At 61.4% G+C, this 14,529-nt stretch carries 23 protein-coding genes; 14 read left to right on the top strand and 9 right to left on the bottom strand.

What is annotated here, in order from left to right:
- Positions 1–37: 37 nt before the first annotated feature.
- The 4 genes from ACX9NZ_RS05540 to ACX9NZ_RS05525 form a co-directional block, all read right to left on the bottom strand.
- Complete coding sequence (locus ACX9NZ_RS05540) at positions 38–997, bottom strand: DUF4097 family beta strand repeat-containing protein (protein ID WP_407495597.1); 960 nt, start codon at positions 995–997, stop codon at positions 38–40.
- A complete protein-coding gene (locus tag ACX9NZ_RS05535) occupies positions 990–1,700 on the bottom strand; it encodes a DUF1700 domain-containing protein (protein WP_294123961.1) in 711 nt (236 codons plus the stop codon). The genes ACX9NZ_RS05540 and ACX9NZ_RS05535 overlap by 8 nt, the downstream gene beginning before the upstream one ends.
- Positions 1,697–2,011: a PadR family transcriptional regulator gene (locus ACX9NZ_RS05530; RefSeq protein WP_294123963.1), complete on the bottom strand. Its 315-nt coding sequence runs from the start codon at positions 2,009–2,011 to the stop codon at positions 1,697–1,699. The genes ACX9NZ_RS05535 and ACX9NZ_RS05530 overlap by 4 nt, the downstream gene beginning before the upstream one ends.
- 204 nt (positions 2,012–2,215) lie before the next feature.
- Positions 2,216–3,046, bottom strand: coding sequence for a helix-turn-helix domain-containing protein (locus ACX9NZ_RS05525; protein ID WP_294159362.1), 831 nt, complete (start codon positions 3,044–3,046; stop codon positions 2,216–2,218).
- Positions 3,047–3,552: 506 nt separating this feature from the next.
- Between ACX9NZ_RS05525 and ACX9NZ_RS05520 the strand changes: the two genes are divergently transcribed.
- The 7 genes from ACX9NZ_RS05520 (at position 3,553) to ACX9NZ_RS05490 (ending at position 7,731) form a co-directional block, all read left to right on the top strand.
- The gene (locus tag ACX9NZ_RS05520) at positions 3,553–4,380 is read left to right on the top strand and encodes a hypothetical protein (RefSeq protein WP_407495593.1); all 828 of its coding nucleotides are present in this window, start codon (positions 3,553–3,555) and stop codon (positions 4,378–4,380) included.
- 195 nt (positions 4,381–4,575) lie between these two features.
- Positions 4,576–4,791, top strand: a complete 216-nt coding sequence (locus tag ACX9NZ_RS05515; protein WP_407495591.1) for a hypothetical protein — start codon at positions 4,576–4,578, stop codon at positions 4,789–4,791.
- Positions 4,792–4,812: 21 nt separating this feature from the next.
- A complete protein-coding gene (locus ACX9NZ_RS05510) occupies positions 4,813–5,151 on the top strand; it encodes a hypothetical protein (protein WP_407495589.1) in 339 nt (112 codons plus the stop codon).
- Positions 5,152–5,279: 128 nt separating this feature from the next.
- Positions 5,280–6,185, top strand: a complete 906-nt coding sequence (locus ACX9NZ_RS05505) for a hypothetical protein (protein WP_407495587.1) — start codon at positions 5,280–5,282, stop codon at positions 6,183–6,185.
- Positions 6,186–6,288: 103 nt separating this feature from the next.
- Entirely contained in the window at positions 6,289–6,603 is a 315-nt protein-coding gene (locus tag ACX9NZ_RS05500; protein ID WP_302741609.1) for a TfoX/Sxy family protein, read from the top strand.
- Positions 6,604–6,659: 56 nt separating this feature from the next.
- Complete coding sequence (locus ACX9NZ_RS05495) at positions 6,660–6,920, top strand: hypothetical protein (RefSeq protein ID WP_407495585.1); 261 nt, start codon at positions 6,660–6,662, stop codon at positions 6,918–6,920.
- Between the two features lie 34 nt (positions 6,921–6,954).
- Positions 6,955–7,731, top strand: a complete 777-nt coding sequence (locus tag ACX9NZ_RS05490; RefSeq protein ID WP_407495583.1) for a class I SAM-dependent methyltransferase — start codon at positions 6,955–6,957, stop codon at positions 7,729–7,731.
- 191 nt (positions 7,732–7,922) lie between these two features.
- Here the strand turns inward: ACX9NZ_RS05490 and ACX9NZ_RS05485 are convergent, their stop codons facing one another.
- Complete coding sequence (locus ACX9NZ_RS05485) at positions 7,923–8,357, bottom strand: hypothetical protein (protein WP_302741603.1); 435 nt, start codon at positions 8,355–8,357, stop codon at positions 7,923–7,925.
- A gap of 187 nt (positions 8,358–8,544) precedes the next feature.
- Between ACX9NZ_RS05485 and ACX9NZ_RS05480 the strand changes: the two genes are divergently transcribed.
- The 3 genes from ACX9NZ_RS05480 to ACX9NZ_RS05470 all read left to right on the top strand — a co-directional run bounded on the left by ACX9NZ_RS05480 (position 8,545) and on the right by ACX9NZ_RS05470 (position 9,816).
- Positions 8,545–9,177 (top strand): GyrI-like domain-containing protein, encoded by a 633-nt coding sequence (locus ACX9NZ_RS05480; RefSeq protein ID WP_302741601.1) that lies wholly within the window; start codon positions 8,545–8,547, stop codon positions 9,175–9,177.
- Between the two features lie 77 nt (positions 9,178–9,254).
- Complete coding sequence (locus tag ACX9NZ_RS05475) at positions 9,255–9,521, top strand: hypothetical protein (protein WP_072414369.1); 267 nt, start codon at positions 9,255–9,257, stop codon at positions 9,519–9,521.
- A complete protein-coding gene (locus ACX9NZ_RS05470; RefSeq protein WP_302741596.1) occupies positions 9,511–9,816 on the top strand; it encodes a type II toxin-antitoxin system RelE/ParE family toxin in 306 nt (101 codons plus the stop codon). Before ACX9NZ_RS05475 ends, ACX9NZ_RS05470 begins: the two co-directional genes overlap by 11 nt.
- A gap of 121 nt (positions 9,817–9,937) precedes the next feature.
- On the opposite strand, the gene ACX9NZ_RS05465 is transcribed toward ACX9NZ_RS05470, so the two are convergent.
- The gene (locus ACX9NZ_RS05465; protein ID WP_294159341.1) at positions 9,938–10,144 is read right to left on the bottom strand and encodes a helix-turn-helix transcriptional regulator; all 207 of its coding nucleotides are present in this window, start codon (positions 10,142–10,144) and stop codon (positions 9,938–9,940) included.
- 7 nt (positions 10,145–10,151) lie between these two features.
- Entirely contained in the window at positions 10,152–10,466 is a 315-nt protein-coding gene (locus ACX9NZ_RS05460) for a DUF6442 family protein (RefSeq protein WP_407495579.1), read from the bottom strand.
- A 694-nt stretch (positions 10,467–11,160) separates the two neighbouring features.
- Between ACX9NZ_RS05460 and ACX9NZ_RS05455 the strand changes: the two genes are divergently transcribed.
- The 4 genes from ACX9NZ_RS05455 to ACX9NZ_RS05440 all read left to right on the top strand — a co-directional run bounded on the left by ACX9NZ_RS05455 (position 11,161) and on the right by ACX9NZ_RS05440 (position 13,649).
- Positions 11,161–11,418 (top strand): hypothetical protein, encoded by a 258-nt coding sequence (locus ACX9NZ_RS05455; protein WP_118654193.1) that lies wholly within the window; start codon positions 11,161–11,163, stop codon positions 11,416–11,418.
- Positions 11,419–11,485: 67 nt separating this feature from the next.
- Positions 11,486–12,172, top strand: a complete 687-nt coding sequence (locus ACX9NZ_RS05450) for a response regulator transcription factor (protein WP_302741592.1) — start codon at positions 11,486–11,488, stop codon at positions 12,170–12,172.
- Positions 12,159–13,064 (top strand): histidine kinase, encoded by a 906-nt coding sequence (locus tag ACX9NZ_RS05445; protein WP_407495577.1) that lies wholly within the window; start codon positions 12,159–12,161, stop codon positions 13,062–13,064. The genes ACX9NZ_RS05450 and ACX9NZ_RS05445 overlap by 14 nt, the downstream gene beginning before the upstream one ends.
- 153 nt (positions 13,065–13,217) lie before the next feature.
- A complete protein-coding gene (locus ACX9NZ_RS05440) occupies positions 13,218–13,649 on the top strand; it encodes a YjdF family protein (protein WP_407495575.1) in 432 nt (143 codons plus the stop codon).
- A gap of 3 nt (positions 13,650–13,652) precedes the next feature.
- Here ACX9NZ_RS05440 and ACX9NZ_RS05435 read toward each other — a convergent pair whose 3' ends face one another.
- Together ACX9NZ_RS05435 and ACX9NZ_RS05430 are read right to left on the bottom strand one after the other, a co-directional pair.
- Positions 13,653–14,120, bottom strand: a complete 468-nt coding sequence (locus ACX9NZ_RS05435; protein WP_407495573.1) for a zinc ribbon domain-containing protein — start codon at positions 14,118–14,120, stop codon at positions 13,653–13,655.
- On the bottom strand, positions 14,107–14,382 hold the full coding sequence (locus ACX9NZ_RS05430; RefSeq protein WP_304292471.1) for a hypothetical protein: 276 nt from the start codon (positions 14,380–14,382) through the stop codon (positions 14,107–14,109). The genes ACX9NZ_RS05435 and ACX9NZ_RS05430 overlap by 14 nt, the downstream gene beginning before the upstream one ends.
- Positions 14,383–14,529 lie beyond the last annotated feature (147 nt).

Below are 14,529 nucleotides of genomic sequence, written 5' to 3'. Positions count from 1 at the left end.
TTAGGGACTGTCCCTAAATTGAGGTGAGGGCTGATTCCTATTTCGAGGCGAAGTTGATCTGGATGTCGCCCAGGTTGCTGTCGACGCTAATGGTGCGCGCGGCGTCGTCGGCACCTTGCGGCGACACGATGTCGCCCTGGTTGGTGTGGGTGTCGATGTGGTAGGAGTCTTCTGCCCCCAGGTACGACAGGCAGATGTCCCCGTTCACGCTCTCAATCCGACTCGCGGTGACGTCGAGCCTCTGCGTCGAGATGTCCCCGTTCACGGATTCGCACAGCAGGTCATCCTGCAGCGCCGTGTCCACCAACATGATGTCACCGTTCTCGTTTACGACCTGGGCCTTGCGTGCCGTGGCTCCTCCCAGCGAGATGTCACCGTTGAAGTTGGTCGCGAGGACCGCCTCGGCTTCGACGCCGGAGAGCAGGGTGTCTCCGTTCTCGTTGATCGCGTCGAGCTTGGCGGCGGAGACATTCTTCGCCACGACGTCTCCGTTGCTGTTGGAAGCTCGCAGCCCGGCGAGCCCGTGCACGTTAGTCGCAACGACATCGCCCGAATCGGAGTGCACCTCGATCTCACCGGTGAACGAGGCTGGCACGCGCACTACGGTCGTAGTGTCGTCGACGCCGCCGGCCTCAGCAGGGGAGAGGTCGATCATGACGCCCTCCATGGGCTGCGAGTCGACGTCGATCTTGAGCACACCGTCAGTGTCTTCAACGGAGACACTCTGGCAGTTTCCCGTCCAATACTCGAGTTCGATGGCATCGCCGTCGGCGGGTTCGAGGAGGACGTTCTCGAATTCGGACGTGATGACGATGCTTTTGTGCGGCGAAGTCGCTTCGTCTTCGAGCGCGCTTACCGTTTGATGCCAGTCGTAGTTCACGGTGGACAGGCGGGCGGTGTCGAATCCGGCCGCCGCCCAAGCGCCGCACGAGAGCACGGTTCCGGTCCCGATGAGCGCCGCGGCGGCGATGAGGATGATCTTGGGCGCCTTACGCATTGTGGACGCCTCCTTCCGGGAGGGTGGCTTGGCCGGGGCGGGTGCTCTCGGCGGCCGACGGCATGCTCGGGGCGCCGTGGGTCTTTGCGCTATTGGGCGTGTCGCCGTCACCTTCGCCGCTCACGCGCACGAACAGGCTCGCGATCCAGCGCGCGAAAGCTCGCGTTGCCTGGAAGAGCAGCTTGCTTGCCCAGAACACGGCGAAGGAGGCGATGAGCCCGAAGCCGCTCGACACGAGCGAGAGGCCGAGGACGAAGATGCCGGGCAACGGCATCCCGCCTCCCAGGGTCGAGGTGAGCGCGGCGATTCCCGCGAAGGGCATGAGCACGAGGACCGCGTCGACGGCCCACAGCGCAGCGATGACCGCCCAAATCGCGACGTACACGGCAAGCGCCGCAGCCGCGAGTGCAAGCACGACGGGCACCCAGATGGGGGAGAACACCGCGAGCAAAACGATGTTCAGGGTGCGGCTGCCGGTGTTGGCCCGCGCGATGGCGCGCGGTATGGGCGGCGTCTCGGCGGCGATCTGCGCCGCGATCTCATCGATTGGGCCCAGGTCTGCCACCGCCTCGGATTCGGAAAGACCGTCCTCCATGCGGTCGCTGATGGCCTCGTCGTAGAACGCGAGCGCCTGCTCGACTTCGGCGTGCGGCAGCTTACCCAGCGCCCGCTCGAGCTCGGAGAGGAATTCCTGCTTGGTCATGCGTGTGCACCTCGTTTCACGAAATCGTAGATCGACATGATGTCCGCCTGCTCTGATAGGAACTCTGCGATGCGCTCCTCGCCTGCGGGCATGAGCCGGTAATACTTGCGCAGCCTGCCGTTGTGCTCCACGGAGTAGGCGGTCAAGCACTCGGCCTTCTCGAGGCGCTTGAGCAGCGGGTACAGTGTCGACTCGGTGAGCCCCAGGATGTCGGGCACGTCCTTCACGATCTGGTAGCCGTAAGAGTCCCGTTCCTGGAGCGATGCGAGCACGCACATCTCGAGGAAGCCGCGCTTCATCTGAGCATCCATGATATCTCCCTTCGACCGATACTATACGGCGCATAGTATAAGGCGTCAACTACCTAATGGTTGAATCGAACGCGTATTTTTACGTGAGAGTAATGCCCGCGCTTGTGCGCGGGCATTGCCAGGGGAAGATGATGTAGCTGGGTTGAAATGGACGCATGGCCGGGAAATGTACCGCAATTCGCAAAGTCCCGGCCATTCAAAGGTTCAGATAGAAGCTTTGCCCGCGCCGCGCACCCACACGCGGTCGTAGTCGCGGAGCATCAAGATCGCGAACGTCACGCCGAGTGCGAGGGGAGCCGAAGCATCGTCCACGATTTCGATGCCATATGCGGTCCGGTTGAGGGCCCGACGTGCGTTGATGTGGGCGATTGCGCTGTTGTTTCGTGCTATCGAGAACTCGTCCCCCATGAGGTTGCCTTCCACGCCGACGCCGCCGCCGTCGAACCGTATGACGTCTTTGTAGCCGTTGTCGATGCGGGTCTCGCGACGGAGTTGGATTCGGTCGAATCCCTCCATGCGTACTTGGAAGACGGGGTGCTGGAGAGCGTGTCTGCGTGTGATAGAGCCAACTTTGTACCCATGTTCATCCAAGATGTGGTAAAGGCTTCTGCTGAATAGCGTCGCGATGCGCACCAGGCGATACGCAAGCCCGTGTGAATCGGTGACATCGGCATCCTCGAATTTGCCGTGTGCGGGCCCGCCCGTCGAGCGAAGTTCGAAGAGGCCCAGCGTGGATGTATGGTTCCAGTCGGCGGCTTGCCGATTTCCAGGGTTGAACGTCTCTCCTGCAATGAGGAGGTGATTCTTGTCGCGTTCGAGCGCCTGGGCCATCACCTGCTCGTCGCCCTTCACCATCTCGTCGAGAGAGAGCCCGAAGAGCGCGCCCATCAGCACGAGGCTTTGAATGTCAGGCGTGGTATCGCCCCGTTCCCAGTTGCTGACGGTGTTTCTTGACACCCAGATGGCGTCGGCGAGATCGGCTTGCGACATCCCGAGTTGTTTGCGTCCAAGCTTGATCTGTTCCGAGAGAATCATCTGCGCTCCCTTCGTTGGAGTCGAACATGTTTGTCCTTTTCCAAGTTCACCTTACCGCCTCGAGATGACTCGAGCTGCCAAATCTCTTGTGCATTGCCTTTAGTTGAGCTTTTTCGTATCCATTTTTGAACTCGCGAAGTACGGCGGGTATCTCGTGCGGCAAAAGTGCAGGTGACTGCGCATCTTATGTTGGTGCTACTTGGCGTTTTCCGATTTGAATACGAAAAAGCTCAAGAAGCCAAGCTCCCATGCCCTCACCTCGCTTTCTCGGGTGGTTTCGATGTGCGAGGGACCGGTTTGCGATATCTCCCTCTATCAACAATACGTGAGCGCGCCGGAAAGTTGGCATAATTGGCTTGAGCATTTGCCTCGATTCCGTTTCGCGCAGGCCGACCCCTCCGCGCCCTTTACCTAACCTCCGCCATGGGTTGGTTTGCCCTGTGCTAGATTCGTTTGAATTATCGGCCCGGGGACGGACTGGGCCGCATTGACGTGAGCGAGGAAGCATGGGACGTTTCACCACTGCGAGGGACCGCAAACAGGGCGCCGTCGCCATCATCGGCTGCGTCTTCCTCTTCACCGCGTTCGGCGTCCTCGTCTACGGCCGCTTCGCCACGAGCGTCGGGGCGGCGGGACTGTACAACCGCGCGTCGGTCGGTGTCGGGTTCATCCTCTTCGGCATCTCCATGCTGTGCTTCACGCCCATGGTCTACCTGCAGCGCATGCACCGCAGGCGTATCGACCCTGCCGTTCTCGCCCGCGAGCTTAAGGGCATTCTGCTCGGCTTCCTCTGCTACGTGGTGCCGTTCTTCCTCGCCATGGGCGCGCTATCCTCGGCCGACACCACGGGGGTGTTCGGGCTCGCCCTCATGGTCGCCTTCGGCGCGATTCCTTTTGTGTATCGCCGTCACCGCAAGAAGGACCCCATCTCCTACAGGCACACCGGGTCCGCCGCGATCGTGGCGTTCTGCGGCGTGTTCGCCGTCATCTCAATCGCCGGCGGCGCCTTCTCGTGCAGCGAGATGCTCGACGATCTCAACGGCGGCTGGAAGCAGGAGCGCTTCGCCTTCTACGAGGCCGAGATCAACAAGCCGCGCGGCCGCGGGGCGGCGCTGTCGCCCACCACGTTCGAGGTCTCGCTCTACAGGGACGGGGAGTCGGTGGCGAACCACCGGGTGGACGCGCGTCTCAGCGTGAACGCGGCCGACTGGCCCGAGGTCGCGCTTGTCCTTGACGAGCCGATGGCCGAGGTTCGCTGGTACCCCAAGACTCGCACCCTCGTGGGCGCGCGCGACGTGGACGGTCCTGCCACCGCGGGCGACCCGATCGAGTAGGGGGCGGCAATGGCGCGCGCGACTGAGAGAACGGCTCCTGTGGCGGAGTCCCCTCACGCCCGGTCGACGCTCAAAAGCGGTTGTCCGGCGGGGCGGGTTCCCGTCGCGCGTCAACGGCGCCGTCGCCCATTCCGCTCGTCCGCGCGTCTGTACAGCCCCGGGGGCTGCGGGTGTGCCCTGCTCATGGCCCCGGTCATGGCCGCCGCGATGGGGTTGGCGGCGCTCTCGCTCGGCATGGCCGCGCTGGCCGTCGGCGGATTGGCGATCGCCGTCGTCCTCACGGTGCGGGAGGTCAGCCGCGCGAGGGGAGGGGCCAGCGTTCGGCCCGGGTTCGCGGTCGCCGCGGGCGCCCTGTACCTGGCGAGCGTCCCGTACCTCGTGTTCTTCATCTGGCTCTGGTTCGTCGACTGACCGTTTTGGAAAGGGGCTCACATGCTCTTCTCGCTGTATAAGGCCACGCTTGATGATGAAATCAGGAGGGGTTTGGAATCCTCCGCGTATTCCGAGATGGAGATCGAGGGCGTGCGTTGCAAGTTGAGGCGCCAAATCGAGGAGCGGACGAGGGCGACGAGCGGCGTGCTCGCGCTCTTTGCCGCCTTCGATGCCATGTTGGTGATGACCAAGAGCTCCGTGCCCGTCCTCATCGCGATGCTCGTCGTCGAGGGCCTTGCCCTGTATGCAGCGTGGTATCTGCAGGCGGGCTGCTTCAAGCGGCAGTTCAACAAGGCCCTGCGGCGCGGGTATCCGGGGTTCGATCATTTGAAGCTGTGAGGTGAGCCGCCCGCCCGGCAATTGAAGGTGGCAGCCGCGTTCGTCTTGCGACCTGGAACGCCGGCGCGGTGGCCTGCAATCCCGGAGGGGGTACAATCCCCTAAACCCATAGCGAGGAGATGATCGCCATGAGCAACCTACCGACTCCGCCCGCTCCGGCGCCGGAGCCCAACCGCATCGACAACGTCTCGCCGTCGGGTGACGGGCGCTCATCCTACTGGGGTTTGGATGCGCAGGAGACCGTTGCCACGTATGTCAAGAGGGTGCGCGCGATCAAGGCGCAGTCCATCGCGCTGATTCTCGCCAACCTCGTTGCGATGATCTGGTTTGTCGAGGAGGGCCACTTCGCGCTCTACCTCGTCTGCTTTGTCCTCCTGTTCGCCATCGTGCTCATCGCGCGCGTGCGCATGGGCGCACTGTTCCTCAAGCTCGGAGAGGTCGTCTCCCAGGATTGCGACCCCGCCCGCTATCGCACGGTGCTCGATGTGCTTTCCGCCCGCGACCGCTTCGGCCGCTCCGCGAACACCATCGCCATCGAGCTCGCGTACTGCGACTACCTTGAGCTCGATAGCGCCGGTGCCCTGTGCCGCCTCGAGTCCGTCACCTTCAAGCGCAAGGACAACGTCAGGTGGTTCCGAGCCATGCAGATCGAGTTTTTGAGCCGGATCGATGTGGGCGATCTCGAAGGCGCGCGCGATGCGCTGGCGAGGCTCGCGGCGTTCCGGAAGAACTTCAAGGAGGGTTCGCGCAACCGTGCTTCCGCCGACCTGCAGGTCGCCGATTACGCCGTGCTGGTGCGCCCGCCCGCCGAGCGGGACGCCGCCGACGCCGCGCGCATGCGCGAGCGCATGGCCCTGGCCGATTGCCATCAACAGCGTGCGAACTGGCAGCTCTATCTCGCCGAGTACGAGCTACTGCACGGGTCGCCCGAGGAGGCGGCGCGCCTGGCGTCCGATGCCTCCCTCGAACCGCTCACGCCCCGCATGGAGCGCCTGCGCGCCGAGGTGCTGTCGGGGCTGGAGGTGAGCGGGTAATGGAATACGCCGTCTTCAGGCTCGCTGTGGAGTACCTGCCGCACACGGGCTACGGCGCGATCGTCGAGCGGGGCTGACCGGATTTGAAGCAAAGGGGGCTGTCATGGCGTCTTCGCAAGGCTATCTCGATTATGTCCTCGACCTTCTCTCGGGTGTTGAGGGCTTGACTACGAGGAAGATGATGGGGGAGTACCTCCTCTACTCGGAGGGCACGTTGTTCGGCGGCGTCTACGACGACCGGCTGCTCATCAAGGAGACCCCCGCGTCCGCGTCGGCGCTGGGCGCGACCGCCGTTCCCTACGAGGGCGCGAGGCCGATGAGGCTCGTCGATTCAGATGACGGCGATTCGCTCTCCCGCTTGGTGGGGGCTGTCTGCGCGGAGCTCCGCGGCGCCTCGGCTCGGAAGGCCCGTCGATGATGGGGGAGATGACCTGCGCTCATTGCGGGCGGAGGGTGCCCGTCAGGTTCGGCATCATGCCGAGGCGGTGCGCCTGTGGGGCGGAGTTCGAATGGGCGCCGTTCGGAGGGGCGGGGAGGGTCGCCGCCGCCCTTGCGGCGCTCGCGCTGCTCATGTCGCCGCTTTTCATCCTCATGTGGGCCGCGAGGCCGCTTCTCCGGGATTCGATCGCCCTCTACGCCGTCGGGCTTGCCGCTGCCCTCTACTGGCTGCGCGTGTGCGAGACGCTGCTCGTGCGCCTCGGCCTGCTGCGCATGGAAGGCGTCGACGTAGCATAATCGATATCACGTCCCGAATTGAAAGGACCTATCTGTGACGGATATAACCAGAGATACTTATGCCGATGTGAACGCCCGCGCCATCGATGGCTGGAACGCACAGGGCTGGGAGTGGGGCACCCCCTTGAGCCATGAGGAATACCTCGAGGCGCGGCAGGGCGAGTGGCGCATGCTGCTAACCCCCACCAGGCCCGTTCCGCCCGCATGGTATCCGAGCGACCTGTCCGGCCTGCGCGTGCTGGGACTCGCCAGCGGCGGAGGTCAGCAGATGCCCGTCTTCGCTGCCCTCGGTGCGCGGTGCACCGTGTTCGATTACACGCCCAGCCAGCTGGAATCCGAGCGGATGGTCGCCGAGCGCGAGGGCTACGAGATCGAGATCGTTCGAGGCGACATGTCCCATCCGCTTCCCTTTGCGGACGGGGAGTTCGACTTCATCTTCCATCCCGTCTCGAACTGTTACATAGAGGAGGTCAAGCCGCTTTGGCGCGAGTGCCATCGCATTCTGAAGCCTGGTGGTCGCCTGTTGGCGGGCATGGACAACGGCTTCGGGTACGTGTTCGACTACCCCGAAGAGGAGCGGGCGGTGTACAACCTGCCGTTCAACCCGTTGAAGAATCCCGATCACATGGCGGCGCTCGATTCTGTTGAGGACGGCATTCTGTTCTCACATACGATGGAAGAGCAGATTCGCGGTCAGCTGCAAGCGGGTTTCCAGCTGGTCGACTGCTACGAGGACACCTATGGCGAGGGCCGTCTGCACGATCTGAACATTCCGACCTTCTGGGCGACGTACGCCGTGAAGGGCGCCTGACGCCCCTACCGCCCATCTCGCCGTCCGACTGGATGGGGGAGAAAGATGACTACCTGGGTATCGAGGCTCTGTTCATCTATGATTCCGATCAGGGGGAATTCTACTTTGACGGTCTGAACACGGATGCGATCTAGCGGTTGGGCGCTGGCTTGCACGGGGGGACGGCCGCGTGGTGCATCACCGCAGCGTCATCAATAGCCCCAGTCGACGATCTTCCATGGGGCGTCTTGCGAAGGCCTGGTGAGAATCCATTGCCAGCCTTCGTATCTGTCGTTCGGCGAAAAGCCCTCGTCAGCTGCCCGCCAGTCGGTCGTGAATTCGGATAGCACGACGATAAGGTCCCCTTTGCCTTTTTGCCCATGCTCGAGTATTTCGTCCAGAAATGTGGACTCAACCTCGTCGTCGTAGCGAAGCTCATCAAGCGAGCATCCCTTGAAGCCTGAGGCGAATTCCGATTCGACGGCATTGAACGCATCGTCTATGTCGTCTTTGCTGTAAAGATCGGTCGCCTGCGCGATGCGCTCGACCGATTTCACGTTTCCGCCGGAGGGACCGACGAGCGCCACCAGGATGCCAAGAGCGGCGAGAGTGCCCGTTATCGCGATGAGAACCGTTTTCCTGTTCATTGCGCCCCCTTGGAATCGCCGTGCCGAGTGCCCGGATGCAGGTTCCTCAATGGTAGGTGACATCTATGCGAATTGCAACGAGGCGAGACCCGCTTCGTTTTGAATTCGGCAAGGTGTTATGGTCAACTCGACAAGAACACATGTTCTATTATCATAGGGTCAGGGTTGCTTGCGAAAGGGGATTACGATGGCATTTGACTACAAGAAGGAATACAAGGAGTTCTACCTTCCGCCCAAGAAGCCGATGCTCGTCGAAGTTCCTGCGATGACGTTCATCGCCGTCCGCGGCCATGGTGACCCTAACGAGGAAGGCGGGGCGTACAAGGATGCGCTTGAGGCGCTCTACGGCGTGGCGTACACCATCAAGATGTCCAAGAAAGGCGACCATCGCATCGAGGGCTACTTCGACTTCGTCGTGCCGCCTCTTGAGGGTTTTTGGTGGCAGGACGGCGTTCTGGGCGTGGATTATGCGCGCAAGGAGGACTTCAACTGGATATCCGCCATCCGCGTGCCCGAGTTCGTGACGCGCGAGGAGTTTGAATGGGCCGTCGCGGAGGCCGCCGCCAAGAAGAAGCGGGATTTCTCGATGGTGGAGCTGCTCAATATTGAGGAGGGACTGTGCGTTCAGTGCCTGCATGTCGGGACGTATGACGGCGAGCCGGCGACCGTCGAAGCCATGTGCGATTTCGCCGAGGAGCAGGGCTATGTCGAGGATTTCTCCGACGAGCGCCTCCATCACGAGATCTACCTCAACGATGCCCGACGCACCGCGCCCGAGAAGCTCAAGACGGTGATCAGGCATCCGGTTCGCAGGGCGTAGATGGGTACCGCCGTTGGCCGCTGCTGCTTCTATTGATGAACGTGGTATAGTTAGGCCACAAGTTGAAAGGGGTGCATATGGCTATCGCAGTCCCAGTTCGCGATATGAAGGACACCGCGGCTTTTACCGCGCTTGTCAGTCGAGAGCGTGATGTTACGGTGACGCGTAACGGTTACGAGGCATTTCATTGTCTGTCGGCAGAGGAGTGGGCTGCTCAGCGCGATGAGGTTGCGAAGGCGCGCCTGTTTTCTCGGATTCTGCTCGCGGAGCAGGAAATCGAGAACGGCGAGGTGGATGAGTACGACGTCTTCGCGTCGAAGCTCAGGGAAGAATATGGGCTATAGGTTATCGATTGCTCGCGAGGCGCAGCGCGAGTACCGAGATATCGTCTCCTACCTTGTCAACGTAGTGAAGAGCCCTCAGGCCGCCCGTCATTTCATGACGGAGTTCGATGCCAAGGTGGAAAGCGTTCGGAACCATCCCGAAGCATTCAGCCTATGCCATCTGCCTGAGCTTGCTGCAAGGGGATACCGGTCCGCCTCCGTGATGAGACATACGTTTCTCTATACGGTGCGCGGCGACGACGTGACCATCGCCCACATCTTCCATCAGTCGCAAGATTACGCTCGACTCGTATAGTGCTTTTATAGATGTTCGCAACGTGTCAATGAGGTGCGTGAAAGGGGGTGTGAGCGGTACGGGTTCCATCGCAGGAAACATCGCCGTTTGCATCGAGGGGGATAACCTGCTCCACAGGCGCCTAGAAATAGAACAGTTCCTCAAACTTCTTGTCGAGCGCAATGCAGAGGACGAGCGCAAGCTTGGCTGTAGGGTTGAACTGTCCCGTTTCGATGGAGCTGATCGTGTTTCGGGACACCCCCGTCAACTCGGCAAGTTGTGTCTGCGAGAGTCCACGCTGCTTGCGAGCCTCTCGCAGTGAGTTTTTAAGTGTCAGCGATTCCTTCACAGTGGCATCAACCCAACGACGCGTAGGCACATAGCCAGGCCACGACGAGGGCTGTGTACAGAACAGATGTTATGAATGTCCAGCGCGACCTTGTTTTGCTCCATTTGTACGCGCACCCTGCGGAGAGGTACGCGAACAGGATGGCGAGCAGGTCGTATGAATTCCCACCCTTTGTGAGCAATCGGATGAGAAAGATCACGGCAACGGCAGCCGTTAAGGCTATCACTCCCCAAGCGCTCGCTTCGTCAGCTAACCTGTGATCCCGCTCATCAAGGTGTCGGTTGTCCATGCGATTTCTTGCAAGGATTTCATCTCTGTCCATGTCATCCTCAATTCTGCCAAGTTTTATTGTCAGTGAAAGGATATCACTGACAATAAAACTTGGCAGAATGATTATGGTAGGCTATGAAAAATGCCGACGGGAGTGGATGGGAAGGATGTCTAGGTTCTTCGTCTTTTAAGTGATTGTCCTGCGTTGACGGCAGCGTTGTAAAACGGTGCCGAGCCCGCGAAGCCCGGCACCGCCCAGAAACCCGCGGGTGGCGTGCAGGGGCGCCGGAAAAGCGGGTATACTGGTAGCGACTAGGGAGGCGTACGCCCTCCTGGATTGACCTAGTGGGGTAAAACCCGCACGAACAGCCGCTCCGGCCAGGGCGGCTGTTCCCTTAAATGGCGAGTTTCACCCCTTGGCCGCTAGAAAACGGCAAAATAAAGAAGCGCGATCGATAGAACGAGCACGGAAGCTGCGAGCAGCAACGCGGTGAACTTCGCCATGGGAACCCTCCTAACCCCCTGCAAGGACTCGGAGGGCACCGCCCATGTCGCTGTCTCTATGATAGCATAAAGCACGAACATCTGTTCTATACTATGGCACGCTTGTTCGCCGGCGCCGCCAACAATTGCATCCCCTATTTCCAGATGTAAAGCAATCCTAAAGCTTCGCCTTCTACCATGAGGTCATGGAGATCTCCAATCCTAGCCGTGCGTCATGGACGCTGTATGTTTGGAGGGTGAAGATGAAGAATATGGGCAAGCTGGCACTGGCTGCTACGGGTTTGGCCGTGGCGGTGTTTGCGGCTCTCGGGATGCTCTTGCCCGCGTCTGCCGTTGCCGATGAAGAGGCGCCTGGGACCCGCGGAATCGTGATCGGCTTGGGCGAGGCGACGCCGCGTTCCGATGGGGGCATGGAGTTCGATGTTGTTCGCTGGGTCGAGGACGGCACCGAGGTGGCGCCCGTGCCCGATGTGCGGGTATTCGCCGACGTCGCGGAATAGGCGCGACGGACTGTTGCGGCGGCGCGGGCCGAGGTGGTTCGCGCCGCCCTTGTAAAAGGGGGCTGGTATGAGGCTTTTGCTGGTAGAGGATGCCCGGCTCATCCGGGAGCCGCTTTCTCGGGCGCTCGAGCTCACCGGGTGGGAGGTGGAGGCAGTGCCAGATGGCGAGGCGGCGCTCGCGCGTCTTGCCGTGGCTCCTGTAGATGCCGTGGTGCTCGACATCATGCTGCCCGGCAAGGACGGCCTTTCCGTTCTGTCGGAGTTGCGCGCACGTGGTGACGCCACGCCCGTCATCCTGCTCACGGCCCGCGGTGACATGCGCGATCGCGTGCGCGGCCTGGACCTCGGCGCGGACGACTATCTTGCCAAGCCCTTCCATGTCGAGGAGCTTCTGGCGAGGCTGCGCGCCGTTCTCAGACGGCGCGGCGGCGCGGATCCGTCCACAGTGATTGAGGCGCTCGGCATGTTCTACGCACCCGATTCCCGCGAGTTGACGTATGGTGAGGGATCTTGCGTTCTTACGCCCAAGGAGGGCCTGGTGCTCGAAGCATTGATGCGCCATGCGGGGACTCCGGTGCATCGGGAGCGAATCATGGCCTCTGCGTGGGGCGCCGATGGCGGGTCGAGTGCCGGTAGGATCGAGACGCAGGTCTCGCTGCTTCGTTCCAAGATCGCCGTCCTCGGCGCCCCGGTTTCAATTCGCGCCATTCGTGGAATCGGCTACGTGTTGGAGGCCAAGCATGAAGATGCCTAGGGACCTCGCGGTGTTCCGCCGACGCATCGTCGTGGTTTCCGCCGCCCTCATCGCCCTATGTACCGCGGCGTGTATGGCGCTGCTGGCGACACCGCTCATCGATGCGGATATGACGGCGCGCAGGCATATGCTTGAGGAGTTCTCAAACCAGCCGTTTGACATCGACCGGACGGCCGCGGACAGCGAGGCTGATGGGACGTCAGGTTTGGTCGTTACCGGCCCCGACATTTCATGGTGCCGGGTTGCCGTGGACGAGTCGGGCGAGGCGGGTGCGGTGGAATGCGGGGGAGCGGCTGCCGTCGATCGCCTCTCTGAAAGCGTCGCGACGCAGCTCGTGAGTCTTCGCGATGAGGTCGGAAGCCAGCCTTTCTCTTTTGACGGGCGCAAGTGGATCGGCCTCTGGCAGCCCCTCGGTGCCCAGAATGGTGCCGTGACGGTCTCGAATGGAAGCGTTGCGGCGGTCGAGACCGCTCCAAGCGGGATACGTGTCTACACGTTTCTTGATGTAACGCCCCATGGCGATTATGCTGCCTCGTTCATCCTCCGTTGCATCGCTTCCGGGGCGGTCATCGTGTTGTGTGCAACGGCGGTTGCGGCTTTCGCGACAACGCGGTCGCTGCGACCGGTTATGGAGGCTCGCAAGCGCGAGAGGGGGTTCGTCCTTTCCGCCTCCCACGAGCTTATAACCCCTTTGATGGCAATCACGAGCGCCTGCGACGTGCTTGAAGCGGAGACCGCGATTTCTTCTGACGTGTCCGACGATTTGTCAATCGGCGACTCATCGGTCGGTGTGGATAGCCTTTCTCGCTGGCTCGGAATTATTCGTGAGGCATCGGATGAGATGGCTCGCAGCATCTCCGATATGCTCAGAAGCTTGGACGGAGGCGTTTGATGATACGACAGGACGTGGCGCTATACTGATATCCATCGAAGATAAAAACACAGCGCCCGTCGGGTAGTCGGGCCGCGGGCATGAGCCTGCCAGTAACCTGCCTCCTTGGTTGTCCCTTCTTCGCGTAGCCCTACATAGAAGGAGGTCGCGGCTATGCGAAAGAGTGAGGTCTCATCGACCCTGACTGTCTATCACGATGGTCAGTTTTGGGTGGGCGTGGTCGAGCATGTCGAAGACGGCATGCTTCGTATTGCGCGCGTGGTATATGGTGCGGAACCTTCGAATGAAGAAGTCTATACGTGGGTGCTTGAGCGTTGGTCGAGCCTGCACCTGAGTGCGGAGGCGGAGCCTGTTGGGCCACGTGTCGGGCGGACCCCTGGCAACCCCAAGCGTCGTGCGCGCGAGGCAGCCAAGGTGATGCGCCAGCACGGGTCATCGACAGCTTCGCAACTTGCGCTCGCCCGCGAGCGGGAACGCATCAAGGACGAATCGCGAAGCGAGCGAGCGGCGCGGCGCCAGGATGAAGCGCGCTCTCGCTGGGAAGATCGGCGTGAAAGGAGACGCCGCAAGCACCGCGGGAAGTAGCCGCTACTCGTTCGGCCGGGCACTCTCCCTCCACCTGCGGAGCGTCGGCAGGATGGCGCCCAGAAGCGAAGCGCACTCGTCCACGGACCAGTCCATGTGCTTCGCCATGCGCGGCGCGCAGTCCTCGATCATCTCTTCCATGGTGGTCTCGTAGGTATACGCGCCCTTGTCGTAGCACCAGCGGCAGAAGTCTTCGGTTTCGGTGCCGTCCGCCTCATGTCCGTGCTGGTCGGGTTCGGTGAACATCATGCCGCAGCTCTGGCAGTAGTGCTCGGGCATGTCGAGCAGGCGCGTCACGGGGACGTCGAGCTCGCGAGCGATGAGCTTGATCATGTCGATGCCGGGCTCGGTCGCTCCGGTCTCCCAGCGGCTGACCGCCTGGCGCGTGATGTAGAGGCGCGCGGCGAGTTCTTCTTGGGTGAGGCCGCGTTCGCGTCGGGCTTGGGCCAGGGCGTCTTTAAGCAGAATCATGGCGGGTCTCCTTTGATCGGGGCGTGGGCGGCGGGGTTTGATCCCGCCGCTTGCCTGCGATTATCCCGCGATGCACCTTGATGGTCGAGCAACGCTTTGTTGCGGGCGTGGTCGGTTCTGCGCTGATTCGCATTGCATCCGGTTTTCCATGTCGAAGCTCACCCTTAAAGCTCTTCAAATGCATGATTTCATTAATCGGATTCATGATCTTGAGGTTTTTCGTACTAATTTTGGAAATCGTCAAGTATAAGATGTTAATCACCTCATTTTTCCTGCGCTTTTGTGCCTTACTGCGCTTCTGTACTTGGCGGAACGGAAAAACAATACGAAAAACCTCTTTTTTGTGTGGTCATTGTTCAATGTGCTGCCCATTGCGAGGCGGTGCCCATGGTAAATCGATCGCGAAAGC

This window comes from Collinsella sp. BM28 (assembly GCF_054551995.1).
This window is presented reverse-complemented; position numbering and strand designations above follow the sequence as displayed.

Coding starts and splice junctions, on each gene's coding strand:
- ACX9NZ_RS05450 (WP_302741592.1), top strand. CDS start 11,486: ATGAGGCTTTTGCTGGTAGAGGATGCCCGGCTCATCCGGGAGCCGCTT.
- ACX9NZ_RS05435 (WP_407495573.1), bottom strand. CDS start 14,120: ATGATTCTGCTTAAAGACGCCCTGGCCCAAGCCCGACGCGAACGCGGC.
- ACX9NZ_RS05515 (WP_407495591.1), top strand. CDS start 4,576: ATGGCCGCCGCGATGGGGTTGGCGGCGCTCTCGCTCGGCATGGCCGCG.
- ACX9NZ_RS05495 (WP_407495585.1), top strand. CDS start 6,660: ATGCCGAGGCGGTGCGCCTGTGGGGCGGAGTTCGAATGGGCGCCGTTC.
- ACX9NZ_RS05475 (WP_072414369.1), top strand. CDS start 9,255: ATGGCTATCGCAGTCCCAGTTCGCGATATGAAGGACACCGCGGCTTTT.
- ACX9NZ_RS05445 (WP_407495577.1), top strand. CDS start 12,159: ATGAAGATGCCTAGGGACCTCGCGGTGTTCCGCCGACGCATCGTCGTG.
- ACX9NZ_RS05505 (WP_407495587.1), top strand. CDS start 5,280: ATGAGCAACCTACCGACTCCGCCCGCTCCGGCGCCGGAGCCCAACCGC.
- ACX9NZ_RS05530 (WP_294123963.1), bottom strand. CDS start 2,011: ATGGATGCTCAGATGAAGCGCGGCTTCCTCGAGATGTGCGTGCTCGCA.
- ACX9NZ_RS05540 (WP_407495597.1), bottom strand. CDS start 997: ATGCGTAAGGCGCCCAAGATCATCCTCATCGCCGCCGCGGCGCTCATC.
- ACX9NZ_RS05500 (WP_302741609.1), top strand. CDS start 6,289: ATGGCGTCTTCGCAAGGCTATCTCGATTATGTCCTCGACCTTCTCTCG.
- ACX9NZ_RS05520 (WP_407495593.1), top strand. CDS start 3,553: ATGGGACGTTTCACCACTGCGAGGGACCGCAAACAGGGCGCCGTCGCC.
- ACX9NZ_RS05470 (WP_302741596.1), top strand. CDS start 9,511: ATGGGCTATAGGTTATCGATTGCTCGCGAGGCGCAGCGCGAGTACCGA.
- ACX9NZ_RS05440 (WP_407495575.1), top strand. CDS start 13,218: ATGCGAAAGAGTGAGGTCTCATCGACCCTGACTGTCTATCACGATGGT.
- ACX9NZ_RS05485 (WP_302741603.1), bottom strand. CDS start 8,357: ATGAACAGGAAAACGGTTCTCATCGCGATAACGGGCACTCTCGCCGCT.
- ACX9NZ_RS05455 (WP_118654193.1), top strand. CDS start 11,161: ATGAAGAATATGGGCAAGCTGGCACTGGCTGCTACGGGTTTGGCCGTG.
- ACX9NZ_RS05480 (WP_302741601.1), top strand. CDS start 8,545: ATGGCATTTGACTACAAGAAGGAATACAAGGAGTTCTACCTTCCGCCC.
- ACX9NZ_RS05525 (WP_294159362.1), bottom strand. CDS start 3,046: ATGATTCTCTCGGAACAGATCAAGCTTGGACGCAAACAACTCGGGATG.
- ACX9NZ_RS05460 (WP_407495579.1), bottom strand. CDS start 10,466: ATGGACAGAGATGAAATCCTTGCAAGAAATCGCATGGACAACCGACAC.
- ACX9NZ_RS05535 (WP_294123961.1), bottom strand. CDS start 1,700: ATGACCAAGCAGGAATTCCTCTCCGAGCTCGAGCGGGCGCTGGGTAAG.
- ACX9NZ_RS05510 (WP_407495589.1), top strand. CDS start 4,813: ATGCTCTTCTCGCTGTATAAGGCCACGCTTGATGATGAAATCAGGAGG.